The organism is Phytopseudomonas dryadis (assembly GCF_004327355.1).
In the GTDB taxonomy this organism is placed as follows: domain Bacteria; phylum Pseudomonadota; class Gammaproteobacteria; order Pseudomonadales; family Pseudomonadaceae; genus Aquipseudomonas; species Aquipseudomonas dryadis.
In genome coordinates, this window is the sequence record NZ_QJUM01000052.1 from 1 (window position 1) to 14,680 (window position 14,680).

Here is a 14,680-nt window from a genome sequence, read left to right on the forward strand (position 1 = left end):
CAAACCGCTGTCAACCGCCTCATCATCACCTTCGATCCAACCCGATCGAGCCACCGACAGAACCACTCGAACCGCCCTGTCAGCGCCGGCGCATTCTACTCGAATTCGCCGTCCGTGCAACCCTTATCTTCTTCTAACCCCTTGTTTAACAAGAGGTTTTCAGATCAGGCCGCGCCGGAAGTGGTGCGCATTATAGGCAACCTGGTTTTTACGTCAACGATTAATTGCACGGAGTATCGCCGCCAGCCTTTCTTCTTATGCAGGCAGCATGAATGGCTACACGCCCGATAATCGAACGCTTTGTCCCGCCATTGGGCGCCCCTGACGAGCCGGCGTATTGACCAAATTAACCAGTTAGTACATTTTCCCCGAGTCACCAAGAACTTGTTCAACAATAACAACAGGACGCCCCATGCCCCCTATCGTACTGATACTCAACGGCCCCAATCTCAATATGCTGGGTACCCGTGAGCCGGCCACCTACGGCCATGAAACCCTCGCCGATATCGCCAACCTTTGCGCTGACACGGCTGCCGAGCTTGGCCTGGCCAGCGAATTTCGCCAGACCAACCATGAAGCGGAACTGATCGACTGGATCCACAAGGCTCGTGGTCGCTGCGCCGGTATCGTGATCAACCCCGCCGCGTGGACCCATACTTCGGTCGCCATTCGCGATGCGCTGGTGGCCAGCGAGGTGCCGGTGATCGAGGTGCATCTGTCCAACGTCCATAAGCGCGAGGCCTTCAGGCACCACTCCTTCGTATCGCCAATAGCCGTCGGGGTGATCGCCGGGCTGGGTAGCAATGGCTACCGGGCCGCTCTGCAGCACTTCAGTCTGCTGATAAAAGGGTGAGCACAATGACGGCAAACAAGAGCATTCTGGCCGGGCTGATCGGTGCCGGCATCCAGGCTTCACGCACACCGGCCATGCACGAACACGAGGGCGATGCCCAGGGCATGCGCTATCTGTATCGCCTTATCGATCTGGATCAGCTCAAGCTGGACAGCGCTGCCCTGCCCGATCTGCTGAGCGCCGCCGAACGCACGGGCTTCACCGGCCTGAACATCACCTTCCCCTGCAAGCAGGCGATCATTCCGCTGCTGGACGAGCTCTCCGACGAGGCGCGGGGCATCGGCGCCGTCAATACGGTCGTGCTGAAAGACGGCAAACGTATCGGCCATAACACCGACTGCCTCGGTTTCTCCGAAGGGTTCCGCCGCGGCTTGAAGGATGTCGAGCGCACCCATGTCGTCCAGATGGGCGCCGGCGGCGCTGGCGCAGCGGTGGCGCATGCCCTGCTGAGCGAGGGTGTGCAGCAGCTGACCATCTTCGACGTGGAGAATGAACGGGCTCAAGCCCTGGCAGCCAACCTCAATCAGCACTTCGGCTTCGCCCGCGCCCAGCCGGGCAGTGATCTGCCGGCGGCGATGGCGGTGGCCAACGGACTGGTCAACACCACGCCGATGGGCATGGCCAAACTGCCGGGCATGCCGGTCCCCAGGGCGCTGCTGCGCAAGGCGTTATGGGTGGCGGAAATCGTCTACTTCCCGCTGGAAACCGAGCTGCTGCGTGAGGCCAGGGCCATTGGCTGCAGAACCCTGGATGGCGGCAACATGGCCGTGTTCCAGGCAGTCAAGGCATTCGAGCTGTTCAGCGGCGCGGCCGCCGATGCGCAACGCATGCTCGATCACTTTCACAGCATGAACGCCTGAACGGGCGGGCCGGCTGCCACCTGGTACCCGGCCCACTCAGGAACGTCACACGGTGATATAGCGCAGCACCGCCTCGCAGATCATGGTCTTGTGCCGTTGCTTGACCTGCTCGTCCGGCAGGTCGATCTGGAAGATCTCGCCAAAGGTATGGCGGTTGGATACCCGGTAAAAGCAGAACGAGCTGATCAGCATGTGCACATCGAGGGTATCCAGCCCGGCGCGGAACAGGCCCTCGGCCTCGCCACGCTTGAGCGTTTCGCCCAGGGTGAGCAGGACCACGTTGCTCATGCGGCGAATCTCCGGGGACTGCTTGACGTATTCGCCGTAGTGGATGTTCTCGATGCTGACGATGCGCACGAAATCGACGTTGCGATCATGGTGATCGAAGGTGAACTCGACCAGCCGGCGAATCGCATCGGGTGGTGACAGCTCATCCAGGTGCAGGCGACGTTCCGTGCTGCGAATATCGCCATAGAGCTTGCACAGCACTTCGACGTACAACTGCTCCTTGCTGCCGAAGTAGTAGTAGATCATGCGCTTGGAGGTCGCCGTGCGCTCGGCGATGGCATCGACCCGCGCGCCGGAAAGCCCCTGACGCACGAATTCGCCGATAGCGGCCTGCAGGATGTTTTCCCGGGTCTTTTCCGGGTTGTTCTTGCGCGTCTTGCGGGGGACTTCCAGCGGTTCGGCCGAAAGTTCTGCGGTAACGGTCATATGGGTACTCACCATGGCCTTTCTTATTGTTTGCTCATTTCAAGCCGGCAGGCAGCAGGTGCGCCCTAAAGCCGAGCATGCCGCGCCGCGCCGCTACGGGCCTTGGCCATCGCCGCCAGACGCACGGCGACGTTGGCCGCACCGTACCCCACATAGCCGTTCTTGCGCTGGATGATCTCGAAGAAGAAGCGCTCCTCGAAGGCTTCGGTGTAGACGTGGAACAGCTCGCCCCCTTGCGCGTCACGGTCATACAGGACGTTGTAGTAGGCCAGTTCGCTGAGGAACTCGTCATCGAAGTCGAAACGCGCGGCCAGATCGTCGTAGTAGTTGAGCGGAATGTCCAGCAGCGGCACCCCCGCCTCCTTGGCCCGCGCCACTTCCTTGAAGATATCCTCGCAGGAGAAGGCGATATGGTGCACCCCCGAGCCACGGTAACTGGATAGCGCGTGGGCGATGGCGGTGTTGCGGTTTTCCGAGATGTTCAAGGGCAGGCGCACCGAACTGCAACGGCTGCGCAACGCCCGGCTTTTCACCAGGCCGTAGGGGTCGGGCAGCACCACTTCGTCGTCGGCCTCGAAGTCCAGCAGGCTCTTGTAGAACAGCACCCAGCTGTCCAGCGCGTCGGCCGGCAAGGCCAGTGCCATGTGATCGATGCGCTGCAGACCGCCAGTCTCGGTGGCTTGCGGGTCGAGGATGAAGTCGGTGTCGTAGATGGTCTGCCCTTCGCCAGCCTGGTCGACCAGGTAGATCAGGCTGCCGTCGGGGGCGCGCATCGCCGGGATTTCCCGCTCGTTCGGGCCGACCAGGCCACGATAGGGATGACCGCGATAATCGCAGGCGCGTTGCAGCGCCGATGCGCCATCCCTGACCCGCAGGGCCGTGGCGCACAGCGAAGCGCCATGGGCCTCGAAGAAGCTGTGGGCGAAGGAATAGGGCTCGGCGTTCAACACGATATTGATATCGCCCTGGCGCAGCAGGCTGACATCCTTTGAGCGATGCTGCCCCGCCCGGGCGAAACCCAGGCGTTCGAGCCAGTTGGACAGTTTGGCGCCGACCGCCTCGCTCACCGCGAATTCGAGAAACTCGACGCCGTGATAGCGGCTTGCCGCTGGCGGCGAGAAGAGGATATCGAGATTGGGCGGGGTTTCGTCCTTGGCCAGCAGCACCCGGGTCTTTTCTTCGAGATAGAGCAGCGAGCGCAGGCCATCGACCGCATTGGCCCTCGGCGGCGCGGCGCGGAAACCGTCGTTGAAGATTTCCAGCGACAGCGGGCCGGTGTAACCGGTGCGGATGATCGGCGCCAGGAAACCCGGCAGGTCGAACTCGCCCTGGCCGGGAAAGCAGCGGAAGTGGCGGCTCCACTCCAGTACATCCATGGCCAGGATCGGCGCATCGGCCATCTGCACGAAAAATATCTTGTCGCCGGGAATCTCGGCGATGGCAGCGGGATCGCCCCCCAGGGACAGGGTGTGGAAGCTGTCGAGAATCACGCCTACGGCGGCATGATCGGCCTGACGCACCAGGTTCCACACCTGCTGGTAGGTATTGACGTGCCGGCCCCATGCCAGGGCTTCGTAGCCGATCCGCAGCCCGCGTGCGCCAGCGCGTTCGCCCAGCAGGCGCAGGTCGTCGACCAGGATCTCTTCATCGCCCAGGGAGTCGGCGGCGACGTTGCTGCAGACCAGCACCAGATCCGTACCCAGCTCCTGCATCAGGTCGAACTTGCGCTCGGCGCGATCGAGGTTGCGTTGCAGGCGATCCCGACGGCAGCCCTCGAAATCGCGAAATGGCTGGAAAAGGGTGATGGCGATGCCCAGGTCGGCGCACATCTTGCGTATGTCGCGCGGGCTTCCATCGTAATAGAGCAGGTCATTTTCGAAGATTTCCACACCGTCGAAACCGGCGGCGGCAATCGCCTCGAGTTTTTCAGGCAGGGTGCCGCTCAAGGAAACGGTGGCAATTGAACGCTGCATATCAGCTCCTGGTTATTGCGCCGGCCCGCGCAGACACGGCCGTGCCTGCACTGAATTTGTTATACGAGTCAGGTACCTGAACCGAGCGACGGATCAGGCGCTGCCGGGATGAAATCATTATTGGCCGCAGGCCTTGCCACGGCAACCGCAGTGTACGAACCAGTTAGTTTTTTGTTCGATTATCGAACGAATGACAGATGATCGAATTGACGATCGCCGGCTAGCTGCGCACCATCGATCCCACATTGCAGGACAGCAACGAATGCCGTCTACCACGGTACTTCGCCAACGTTCTCTGCGATCAACGAACAGAAGCCATAACAAATTCAAGAACGGTACACCGCCATGCGCTCACTGAATGCCTTACCCGCCTGCATCGTCTTCCTCCACCCAGCGCCTGAACACGCCTTCCTTTGCGCTTTCCCCGCACCGCCCCCGCTCGACCACGACGACTATCCGCCTTTGCCTGAGTCCGTCGCTGACGCGTCCGAGAAAAACTGAACGCGCCAATCAATCCGGTATTGATGATTACCTGCACCTAATTCGCGCGCAGCGCGTAGCCGTGTTGGATAATCACCAGCTATCCGAAAACGATCCTAGTCCAGACCGTGGCGACCTGCCCGGTCAACAAAGGGATGGCCGTAATAAATGACCGAATTACAGAACACCCACAGTACCAGTCAGGCGCCTGTTTCCGGCGGCGGCATAGGCGACAAGTTCCGCGGCGCCATGGCGGTGGGTAAAACCCGCTGGGGCATGCTGGCGCTGGTGTTTTTCGCCACCACGCTGAACTACATCGACCGGGCCGCGCTTGGCGTCATGCAACCGATCCTGGCCAAGGAAATGAGCTGGACGGCGATGGACTACGCCAACATCAACTTCTGGTTCCAGGTCGGCTATGCCATCGGCTTCCTGCTGCAAGGCCGGTTCATCGACAAGGTCGGCGTCAAACGCGCCTTCTTCCTCGCGGTACTGCTCTGGAGCCTGGCCACCGGCGCCCATGGCCTGGCCACCTCGGCGGTCGGCTTCATGGTCTGTCGTTTCATTCTCGGCCTCACCGAGGCGGCCAATTACCCGGCGTGCGTGAAGACCACACGCCTGTGGTTCCCGGCCGGCGAACGCGCCATCGCGACCGGGGCCTTCAATGCCGGCACCAATGTCGGGGCCATGGTCACGCCGGCCCTGCTGCCCCTGATCCTCAGCCTCTGGGGCTGGCAGGCAGCCTTCCTCGGCATGGCCGCCCTGGGCCTGGTGTGGCTGGTATTCTGGGCGCTGAACTATCACAACCCGGAAGACCACCCGCACGTCAAACGCAGCGAACTGGAATACATCCAGCGCGAAGTCGAGCCGGAAGAGGTCAAGGTCGGCCTGGCGCAGATCATGCGCATGCGTGGCACCTGGGCATTCGCCCTGGCATTCTCGATGACCGCTCCGGTGTTCTGGTTCTACCTGTACTGGCTGCCGCCGTTCCTCAACCAGCAGTACGACCTGGGCATCAGCGTTACCCAGATGGGCATCCCGCTGATCCTGATCTGGCTGACCGCCGACTTCGGCAGCATCGGTGGCGGCGTGCTCTCATCCTGGCTGATCGGCCGTGGCGTACGCCCGGTCAACGCACGCTTGATGTCCATGCTGCTATTCGCCTGCACCATCGTCTGCGTGGTGTTCGCCGCCCATGCGGCGAATATCTGGATCGCGGTACTGGCCATCTCCCTGGCCGTCGGCGCCCATCAGGCCTGGACCGCGAACATCTGGAGCCTGGTCATGGACTACACGCCCAAGCACATGATGAGTACGGTATTCGGCTTTGGCGGCATGTGCGCCGCCGTCGGCGGCATGTTCATGACCCAGATCGTCGGCTACGTGCTGACCGTCACCAACAACAACTATGCCGTGCTATTCACCATGATCCCGACGATGTACTTCATCGCCCTCGTCTGGCTGTATTTCATGGCACCGCGCAGCGTCAAGGCCGCACCTGCCGACTGATAGCTGGCGCTGACGGAAAAGCCCATCCCGGTGATGGGCTTTTTCATGCCCGCCGAACGTGGGGCGGCGCCTTCAACGGCGGTTCTGCCAGGCCGCCGCCAGACCGCTGAGGCAGATCACGACGATGCCGACCAAAGCGGCGGTTTCCGGCGTATGGGAGAACACCAGGTAGCCGAGCAATCCGGCAAAGACGATCTGGCCGTAGCCGAAGGGCGCCAGCAAGGCTGGCGCGGCGTGACGGAATGCCTGGGTCAGGAACAGATGGGCGCACATGCCACAACCGCCCAGGGCGAGCATCAGCAGGCCGTGGCCAACCTCCGGAAGCTGCCAGAAGAACGGCACCAGCGCGCTCATGATCAGGGTATTGAACAAACCGGCGAAGAAGTTGCTGGTGGTCGGGCTGTCGACCTCGCTGAGCCTGCGGGTGAGCAGTTGATAGCAGCTGAAGCACAGCGCCGAGCAGAACGGCAGCAGGATTGCCGGTGTGAACAGGTCGCCGCCCGGATGGACGATGATCAGCACACCGATGAAGCCGGCGATAACCGCGATCCACTGGCCACGGCTGACCCGCTCGCCGAGCAGCGGTACCGACAGGGCCGTGACGATCAGCGGCGTGAGGAAGTTGACCGCGGTGGCCTCGGCCAGTGGGATGAACAGCAGCCCCGTGGTGAAGAACAGGCTGGTGCCCAGCAGGCACATCGCCCGCAGCGCCTGCAAGAGCGGGCGCTTGCTGCGCAGGACGCGCAAGCCGGACTGCGGCAGGAAGATACCGGCCATCAACAGGGTATGCACCAGGTAACGCACCCAGACGATCATGATGATCGGGTAGAAACCGGACAGGTACTTGGACAGTGCATCGTGGCTGGCGAAGAGAAAGGTCGCCAGCACCACCAGGGCGATCCCCTTGAGCGGATGACTGGCGCCTGACAACGGTGAACTTGGGGTACTCATGGGGGTTCTCGTGATTCAACGAACAGCATCTTAATCGATAGCCGGCTAACTAGGGTCTGTTGACGTTTCAGCACGACCGCGCCGGAGCCCGTTTTGCCGCGAGGCAAGGCTCGAGCCGCGAAGTTTAGCGGGCTAAATGAGCCGGCGAGAAACGCCGCATCGCGGCAAAACGGGCCCGGCCCTGCGGGTTGCGCGGGAAATCTCGCCATGCGTTGTTGGAAGACTTGGCAAGGGAACGCCATTCCCTGCGTCCTCCGCCTAGCGGATCGCCGCCCGGCCTGGCGAGATTTCTCGCGGCAACGCGGCTTGCGCTGAAACGTCAACAGGCCCTCGATAATCAACATTGCCCCAGACTCATGGGCTCTGCCCACTATAGAAGTGGGTTGGCCCAGGTACCCGACGGGTGGCAGGCGATCAGAGCCGGGCCAGCAACGCCCGCGTCTTGTCGATGGCCATCTGCGCCCTTTGCTGGGCGCTGACGCCCTGCTCCAGCAGTTGCCGGGTCGGGATTTCCAGGCTCAGGGGAATGCCCGACGGTAGACTGCGCAGCAGGCCTGGCAAGTCACAATCGCCGTCACCGGGAAAGCGCCGCTCATTACGGGCCTGGCGCAGAATTTCCGCCATGTCGTGCGGACGCGGCCCGGCCACGTCACACAGCTGGGCATAACGCATCCGTGACGGCGGCAGGGCCTGAAGATCTTCCAGGCGCGAAGCCGAACGGTCGAAATGGAAGGCGTCCACCAGCACGCAGCCATTGGCCCGCCCCGCCCGCTCGACGATGCGCGAAGCCTGCTGCAGGTTGGCGGCATCCGTCCAGGGCATGAACTCCAGATGCGGAAACAGGCCGTAGCCCTCGGCCAGCTCGCACAAGGCGGCGAAATTATCGGTCAGACGCTGTTCATCGGCATCGTTGCCAGCGACCAGCACTTCACTGGCACCGAACTCGGCACCGGCCTCGAGCACCGCCTTGAAATCGCTGCTGCGGGTTGCCGGCTGCAGACGCAGGATCTCGATATCCAGCACCCCGATACCGGTATCACGCAAGCGTTGCAAGGTCTGCCGACGCAGACCGGCGTCGGCGACCAGAGGGAAATGATGCTCATCCGGCGTGGCTGGAATCAGGCGCAGGCCGACATGGCTATAGCCGGCACGGGCGGCGACATCGACCATATCCGGCGGGGACAGCTCGAGGACGGTCAGGCTGGCGAGGGAGATGACGCGTTCATTCATGGCATTCACTTGGGCGGCACAGTGCCGCGGCAGATGGAAACAAGGTCGTTCAAATGGCTGCCGGGCGGCAGGCACGGCCACTTTCGGCGGCAGCGCGAATGGCCTCGTACAAGGCCAGCGTGCGTCCGGCATCGGCAGCGCTGACCAGCGGCGCGGCCTGCCCGCGGGCTACCTCGACGAAGTGCACGAGTTGCTGACGCAGCGCTTGCTCGGCAGCGTAAGGCTCAGGCTGCTGCAGCAACGGCTGATGCCAGCCGGCGCCGTCCTCGGCATAGTGCCAATGCTTGAGCTGGGGGATGCTCAACGCGCCCCGGGTGCCGGCCAACAGGTAGCAGGGCTGATCGGGCTGGCGCGGATAAACCGGGTTCTCACCGGCGCTCAGTTCCCAGCTCCAGGGGGCGGCCACCGCATCGGAACCGGTGAGGCTGCCCAGGGCACCATTGGCGAACTGCAGCAACACCACCGCGCTGTCTTCATTGGCGAAACCGCGCACGCCGTTGCTGGTCATGGCCTGCACCTGCTCGACCTCGCCACACAGGTGACGCAGCAGGTCGAGATCGTGGATCAGGTTGGTCAACAGCAGCCCGGCACCCGGCTCGCGGCGCCAGGCGACGTCGTAGTAGCTGTCCGGTTTCTGCAACTGCCACATGGCCGTGACCGTGGTCAGCCGGCCCAAGGCCCCTTCGCTCAACAGTTGGTGCGCCCGGACGATCAACGGATTGTGCCGCCGATGATGGCCGACCAGGACCGGAACGCCGTTACGCTGCGCGGCAGCGACCAGTTCGCGCACCTCGTCCAGATGCACACCGACCGGCTTTTCCAGCAACACCGGCAAACCGGCCTCGATGCACATCAGGGCGCTACGTACATGCTCGGTATTGGGATTGGCGATGATCACCGCCTGCGCAATCCCTTGCTCGAGCAGTGGCCGCAGCTCGCCGAAACAGGGTACCTGGCATTCGCCGGCGAAATCCGCCGCCTGCGGCCCCGGATCGACGATGGCGCACAAGCGGGCCTGCTCCACCGTATGCAGATGCTGAACATGCTGGCGGCCCATGATCCCGGCGCCGACCAGGGCGATACGCAACGGCTGCTTCAAAACGCGGTTCCTTTTGTGATTGTTCTGCGGCGAACGCGTCGCCTTTTAAATAATTTAGAACCCAGTTCCATATTATTGCAATAGGCATAAGGCAAATCGACGACGCGAGCGGAAGCAGCGCGCAGAACCTGCGAGAGCGGTGAACCATCATGTTTGTGTGGTGAGGCAGGCGCCTTCCAGCGGCCTGCCGGGAGGCTCAGGCGAACAGGTCCGAGGCCTGGCTGGCCGCGGAGAGTTCCTCGGCAGCGTCGAGCAACAGGGGAACCAGTTCCTGCATGCGGGCCTCGGGCAGGCGCGCGCTGGGGCCGGCGATGCTGAGCACGCCGATGGCGCGCCCGTGCAGTGGATGGCCGATCACGGCGGCCAGCGCACAGGTACCGATCGACGAGGTTTCCACGACACTGGCATACCCCCGCTCACGGGCCCGCTGCAGATACTGCAGGAGCTGCTCGTCGCTATGCGGGGCATTGGGGCCGAACGCCGTCTCCTCGGCAATCGCCTGGCGCGCGACCAGCGCCAGCGCTTCGGCATCGCCCAGGCTGGCCAGCCAGGCATGCCCGGAGGCGGTGTAGCGCAGAGGGGCATCGCGGCCCATGTCCGGGTCGTAACGCAGACCGGAGCGGGCGCCCTGGGATTTGGCGATCCAGGTCTGCCGCTCGCCCTCGATCACGCCCAGGCGCACCAGCTCACCGCTTTCCCGGGCCAGGCGGTCGAGAATAGGCTGGACGCTGTCGGCGCCACTGCTGGCCAGGTAGCGAAAACCCAGGGCGACCAGCTTGGTCGACAGCCGATAGCGGCTGGTCTGCGGGTCTTGGCGTACGTAGCCCAGGCGAATCAGTTCGGCGAGCATGCGGTGCGTGGCGCTCTTGGGAATGTCCAGGCGCTCGGCCAACGTCTGCATGGGCACGCCACCGGCCTCGCCCGGCTCGCCAGCAAGGCTCTCGAGTAGGCTCAACGCCCGTTCTATCTGACTACCGGCCATGGAGCGGTTCCTGAATGATTTGGCGCGATTCTAAAAGACATCGCGGCGAAGGCGTAACCGAAATACATCGTCAGTTCCGCACGCCGACCAGGCTGGCCGGACGGACGCCCCTGCCACGCCCGGTCACAGGCTCTGCCGTGCGGTGATTTTCGCTGCAGAGGCACTGGCTGAGTGACCACGGACGCGCCATAATCGGGCAGCGAATTTTATGTACTAACCAGTCCGTTCTTGTTCGGTTATCGAACAGGAACATGATTAGTGAATTGAAATGCCGTGGCTCACGGAACACTATTCGATCCACGTTCGCTGTCGCTTGCATTGTTCGACGCCATGCAGGCCAATGCAGCGCCAGCATCATTGAACCTATAAATATAAGAAGGTCGCCCTCCATGTCACAGCCCACGTCTGTGTTTGCCCGCGCACAGCGAATGACCGCCCAGGTCGTTCGTCTGCTCCGTTCCTCGTCCGAGGACTGGTCTTCCCTCTCTCCCGCCGCGATCGGCTTGCTCACGCCCGCCATGACGCGCCGCCAGGACGATCCCACCCGGCAGCCGATCCTGAGCCCCGGTCGCTGAGCCCGCGCTCCGCATGCCCGACGTGACGACCTTCTTCCCAGGAGCTGTGCATGAATACGCGTAAAAAAGTGCCGGTTGGCGAACGTACCTTCTGCGTGCTGCTGTTGATCTTCAGCATCACCGTGCTGTACCAGGCCTATATGATCGCCGGTTTCTCCTCGGTCAGCTCACCCGGCGCCTTCCCGCTGGGCATCAGCGTGGTCTTGCTGCTTTCGTCCATTCGGGTGCTTTTCGAGCTGCGTGGCAAAGACACTCACGGCGAGGGCTGGCTCGCCTCGGCGAAGCGTTTCAGTCACGAGCATTTCCCACGCCACATCGTGGTCTTCACCCTGCTCGCCGTGGCCTATCTGGCAGCGATCCAGTGGGCCAGCTTCTATGCCAGTACCTTCGTGTTCCTGATGCTTTCCATCGTCTACCTGCGACGCGGCAAGGTGCTGTCGGCGCTGTTCGCCAGTTCGCTGTCGGTACTGGCGATCTATCTCCTGTTCACCCTGGCGTTCAGCGTCTATCTACCCTGACCCCGCCCCTGAGACGAGATTTCCATGAGCGATACACTCTCTTACCTGCTGTTGGCCTGGATGGATCCGAACCTGCTGATGCTGACGGCACTCGGCACCTTCGCCGGTATCTACATCGGCGCGATTCCCGGGCTGTCGGTAACCATGGCGGTTTCGATCCTGGTGTCCTTCACCTTTTCCTGGGAGGTCAATCAGGCACTGGCGCTGATCGTCGGTATCTTCATCGGCGGGGTTTATGGCGGAGCACGCAGCGCCATTCTGCTGAACATTCCCGGCGGCCCGTCGTCGGTGGCCACGTCGTTCGATGGTTACCCGCTGGCCAAACTCGGCGAGGCCGGACGCGCCATCGGTCTGAGCACGGTGATGTCGGTGATCGGCGGCCTGATCGGCACCGTGGTACTGGCCTGCGCGGCGCCCATCCTTGGCGACCTGGCGCTGAAATTCGCCCCGCGCGACTACTTCCTGATCGCCGCCATCGGCCTGATGCTGGTTGGCAGTCTGGCCGACGGCAGCCTGGCCAAGGGTATCTTCGCCGTGGCGCTGGGCGCGGTCATCGGCATGGTCGGCATGGACCCGGTCACCGCCGAAGGGCGCTTCACCATGGGTCAGATGGAGCTGATGGGCGGCATCCACTATGTGGTGGTGATGATCGGCCTGTTCGGCGTCGCCGAGGCGCTGTACCAGTTGCACAACCTCAACACCCAGGTGGTCAAGCAGAAGGTCGACAAGATCATTCCATCCCTGGCGATGATCCTCAAGTTCCTGCCGCTGTCGCTGCGCACCTCGATCATCGGCGTACTGGTCGGCGTGCTGCCGGGCGTCGGCGGCGAGATCGCCGCGCTGCTGGCCTACGACCACGCCAAGCGCACCGTGAAGAACCCCACCCGTCCCTTCGGCGAAGGCGCCTACGAAGGCCTGGTGGCGCCGGAAACCGCCAACAGCGCGGCGGTCGGCAGCGCCTATGTGCCGATGCTGACCCTGGGCATGCCCGGCGACGCGGTGACGGCGGTGATCATCGGCGCCCTGGTGATTCACGGCCTCAACCCCGGCCCGATGCTGATGGTGGAGAATCCGCACATCTTCTGGTTCACCGTTGGCAACCTGGCCCTGGCCAACATCTTCCTGCTGATCTTCGGCCTGATGGGCATCAAGCTGTTCGCCAAGGTCGTGGAAATGCCCAAGGCCGTATTGATCCCGCTGATCCTGGTGCTCTGCACCGTGGGCTCCTACTCGCTGAACAGCAGCATGACCGAGGTCTACTGGATGCTTGGCTTCGGCCTGCTCGGCTACTTCCTCAAGGCCTTTGGCTTCCAGATGGGGCCGATCATCCTCGGTGTCATCCTCGGTCCGCTGATGGACAATTCCTACCGCCAGGCCATGGCGTCGGTCGGCGACAATCCGCTCGAGTTGCTCGGCGAACTGGTCAGCAGTCCGTTGTCGTTGATCCTCAGCTGCGCCCTGGTACTGGTCGTGCTGAGCAACACCCCGCTGTTCGGCTGGCTCAAGCGCAAGGCTAAAACGACACCGATTCAACCTTGATACACCGCGTCACGCATGCCCCGGAAACGGATAAATAACAACAACCAATGGAGACTCTCCACATGCTCAAGCAACTACTTACCGGCGTCGCATTTTCCCTTAGTGCCTTGACGCTGGCCCTGCCCGCCCACGCCGACTATCCGGAGCGCAGCATCCAGGCCGTGATCCCCTGGGGCGCCGGCGGCGCCACCGACAACGTGATGCGCAGCCTCGCGCCCTACGTCGAGAAGGAGCTGGGCACCAAACTGATCCTCAACAACCGTCCCGGCGGCACCGCGGTGATCGGCAGCAGCTACGTGCTGCAGCAGAAACCCACCGGCTACACCCTGCTGCTGGGCGCCGAGAACCCGCAGCTGTACCCGGTACTGGGCCTGGCCAAGTTCGACTACAGCGACTTCTATCCGGTCAACATCATCGGCCAGAACGTCGTGGTGATCGCCGCCAACGCCGACAGCCCGTGGAACTCCATGGCCGAGTTGCTGGCCGACGCCAAGGCCAAGCCGGACACCCTGCGCATGGGCTCCACCGGCGCCGGCGGCCTGCCCAGCACCGTTCACGCCATGGTCAACGCCGTCGGCGAACTGAAGGTGCGTGAAGTGACCTTCGGTGGCGACGGCCCCGGCATCACCGCGCTGATGGGCAAGCACATCGACTTCATGCCCCTGAGCCTGGCGGCCGCCAAGGAACTGGTACGCACCGGCAAGCTGAAGGCCCTGGCCGTACTGGCCGCCGAGGAAACCCCGGAGCTGCCGGGCGTCGAGCCGATCACCGCGGCACTGCCGGATATCGCCGAGTACCTGCCATGGGGGCCGTTCTGGGGCGCCTTCGTGCACAAGGACACGCCGGATGACATCAAGCAGAAGCTGGTCGATGCCTATGCCAAGGCCGTGGCCAACGAAGAATTCCAGGGCTTCCTGAAGAACTATGGCGCGCAGAGCCTGAACCTCAGCGGCGCCGAAGCCGAGGCATTCCTCAAGCGCTGGCAGTCGGTCACCGCCTGGTCGATGTACAAGGCCAAGGCCATCGAGATCTCACCGGACAGCGTCGGTATCGAACAGCCCTGAGCCAGACGACCGGTAGCCGCGTGCGTTACCGGTCCGCAGCACCCGCTTCACCCCCCCAGCGACTCAAGCATCCGCTCACCCGGAGGGAGCTCTTCATGCCAACGATCGAGCAACAGAGAGGGATAACAACAATGAAACTCTTGAACGCAACCCGCAATCCGTTACTGATTCCCAGTGCCCTGACCCTGGCCGTCGCGGCCAGCATGCTGCCCCTCGTCGCCCAGGCCGAAGGCTTCGTCGACGACGCCAAGGTCAGCCTCAACCTGCGCAACTTCTACATCAACCGCAACTTCACCGACCCGGACAACGCCCAGAGCAAGGCCGAGGAATGGA

At 62.9% G+C, this 14,680-nt stretch carries 13 protein-coding genes and 1 pseudogene; 8 read left to right on the plus strand and 6 right to left on the minus strand.

What is annotated here, in order from left to right:
- The 3 genes and pseudogenes from DNK34_RS25615 to DNK34_RS24885 all read left to right on the plus strand — a co-directional run.
- Window positions 1–291, plus strand: a pseudogene (locus DNK34_RS25615) (hypothetical protein); the annotation flags it as partial.
- A 121-nt stretch (window positions 292–412) separates the two neighbouring features.
- Window positions 413–853 carry a type II 3-dehydroquinate dehydratase gene (gene aroQ / locus DNK34_RS24880; protein WP_131177966.1) on the plus strand — a complete coding sequence of 147 codons (441 nt, stop codon included), beginning with the start codon at window positions 413–415 and terminating at the stop codon, window positions 851–853.
- 5 nt (window positions 854–858) lie between these two features.
- A complete protein-coding gene (locus DNK34_RS24885; protein ID WP_131177965.1) occupies window positions 859–1,713 on the plus strand; it encodes a shikimate dehydrogenase in 855 nt (284 codons plus the stop codon).
- A 45-nt stretch (window positions 1,714–1,758) separates the two neighbouring features.
- Here DNK34_RS24885 and DNK34_RS24890 read toward each other — a convergent pair whose 3' ends face one another.
- Together DNK34_RS24890 and quiC are read right to left on the minus strand one after the other, a co-directional pair.
- The gene (locus DNK34_RS24890; RefSeq protein ID WP_131177964.1) at window positions 1,759–2,427 is read right to left on the minus strand and encodes a TetR/AcrR family transcriptional regulator; all 669 of its coding nucleotides are present in this window, start codon (window positions 2,425–2,427) and stop codon (window positions 1,759–1,761) included.
- Window positions 2,428–2,492: 65 nt separating this feature from the next.
- Window positions 2,493–4,400, minus strand: coding sequence for a 3-dehydroshikimate dehydratase QuiC (gene quiC, locus DNK34_RS24895; protein WP_131177963.1), 1,908 nt, complete (start codon window positions 4,398–4,400; stop codon window positions 2,493–2,495).
- 648 nt (window positions 4,401–5,048) lie between these two features.
- Here quiC and DNK34_RS24900 point away from each other — a divergent pair.
- A complete protein-coding gene (locus tag DNK34_RS24900) occupies window positions 5,049–6,389 on the plus strand; it encodes an MFS transporter (protein ID WP_131177962.1) in 1,341 nt (446 codons plus the stop codon).
- Window positions 6,390–6,461: 72 nt separating this feature from the next.
- Here DNK34_RS24900 and DNK34_RS24905 read toward each other — a convergent pair whose 3' ends face one another.
- From DNK34_RS24905 to DNK34_RS24925, 4 genes are all read right to left on the minus strand, one after another.
- Window positions 6,462–7,340 carry a DMT family transporter gene (locus DNK34_RS24905; protein ID WP_131177961.1) on the minus strand — a complete coding sequence of 293 codons (879 nt, stop codon included), beginning with the start codon at window positions 7,338–7,340 and terminating at the stop codon, window positions 6,462–6,464.
- 414 nt (window positions 7,341–7,754) lie between these two features.
- Window positions 7,755–8,570 carry a sugar phosphate isomerase/epimerase family protein gene (locus DNK34_RS24915; RefSeq protein WP_131177959.1) on the minus strand — a complete coding sequence of 272 codons (816 nt, stop codon included), beginning with the start codon at window positions 8,568–8,570 and terminating at the stop codon, window positions 7,755–7,757.
- A 49-nt stretch (window positions 8,571–8,619) separates the two neighbouring features.
- A complete protein-coding gene (locus DNK34_RS24920; RefSeq protein WP_131177958.1) occupies window positions 8,620–9,669 on the minus strand; it encodes a Gfo/Idh/MocA family protein in 1,050 nt (349 codons plus the stop codon).
- Between the two features lie 196 nt (window positions 9,670–9,865).
- Window positions 9,866–10,651 carry an IclR family transcriptional regulator gene (locus DNK34_RS24925; RefSeq protein ID WP_131177957.1) on the minus strand — a complete coding sequence of 262 codons (786 nt, stop codon included), beginning with the start codon at window positions 10,649–10,651 and terminating at the stop codon, window positions 9,866–9,868.
- 625 nt (window positions 10,652–11,276) lie between these two features.
- On the opposite strand from DNK34_RS24925, the gene DNK34_RS24930 reads away from it, so the two are divergent.
- The 4 genes from DNK34_RS24930 to DNK34_RS24945 all read left to right on the plus strand — a co-directional run.
- Window positions 11,277–11,744, plus strand: coding sequence for a tripartite tricarboxylate transporter TctB family protein (locus DNK34_RS24930; RefSeq protein ID WP_131177956.1), 468 nt, complete (start codon window positions 11,277–11,279; stop codon window positions 11,742–11,744).
- Window positions 11,745–11,768: 24 nt separating this feature from the next.
- Window positions 11,769–13,283, plus strand: coding sequence for a tripartite tricarboxylate transporter permease (locus DNK34_RS24935; protein ID WP_131177955.1), 1,515 nt, complete (start codon window positions 11,769–11,771; stop codon window positions 13,281–13,283).
- A 62-nt stretch (window positions 13,284–13,345) separates the two neighbouring features.
- The gene (locus DNK34_RS24940; protein WP_131177954.1) at window positions 13,346–14,347 is read left to right on the plus strand and encodes a tripartite tricarboxylate transporter substrate binding protein; all 1,002 of its coding nucleotides are present in this window, start codon (window positions 13,346–13,348) and stop codon (window positions 14,345–14,347) included.
- Between the two features lie 131 nt (window positions 14,348–14,478).
- A partial coding sequence (locus DNK34_RS24945; protein WP_131177953.1) for an OprD family outer membrane porin occupies window positions 14,479–14,680 on the plus strand: 202 nt, incomplete at its 3' end.

Bases quoted from the DNA above. Each gene is read 5' to 3' on its own strand.
- DNK34_RS24890 (WP_131177964.1), bottom strand. From the start codon at position 2,427: ATGACCGTTACCGCAGAACTTTCGGCCGAACCGCTGGAAGTCCCCCGC.
- quiC (WP_131177963.1), bottom strand. From the start codon at position 4,400: ATGCAGCGTTCAATTGCCACCGTTTCCTTGAGCGGCACCCTGCCTGAA.
- DNK34_RS24925 (WP_131177957.1), bottom strand. From the start codon at position 10,651: ATGGCCGGTAGTCAGATAGAACGGGCGTTGAGCCTACTCGAGAGCCTT.
- DNK34_RS24900 (WP_131177962.1), top strand. From the start codon at position 5,049: ATGACCGAATTACAGAACACCCACAGTACCAGTCAGGCGCCTGTTTCC.
- aroQ (WP_131177966.1), top strand. From the start codon at position 413: ATGCCCCCTATCGTACTGATACTCAACGGCCCCAATCTCAATATGCTG.
- DNK34_RS24885 (WP_131177965.1), top strand. From the start codon at position 859: ATGACGGCAAACAAGAGCATTCTGGCCGGGCTGATCGGTGCCGGCATC.
- DNK34_RS24915 (WP_131177959.1), bottom strand. From the start codon at position 8,570: ATGAATGAACGCGTCATCTCCCTCGCCAGCCTGACCGTCCTCGAGCTG.
- DNK34_RS24940 (WP_131177954.1), top strand. From the start codon at position 13,346: ATGCTCAAGCAACTACTTACCGGCGTCGCATTTTCCCTTAGTGCCTTG.
- DNK34_RS24930 (WP_131177956.1), top strand. From the start codon at position 11,277: ATGAATACGCGTAAAAAAGTGCCGGTTGGCGAACGTACCTTCTGCGTG.
- DNK34_RS24935 (WP_131177955.1), top strand. From the start codon at position 11,769: ATGAGCGATACACTCTCTTACCTGCTGTTGGCCTGGATGGATCCGAAC.
- DNK34_RS24905 (WP_131177961.1), bottom strand. From the start codon at position 7,340: ATGAGTACCCCAAGTTCACCGTTGTCAGGCGCCAGTCATCCGCTCAAG.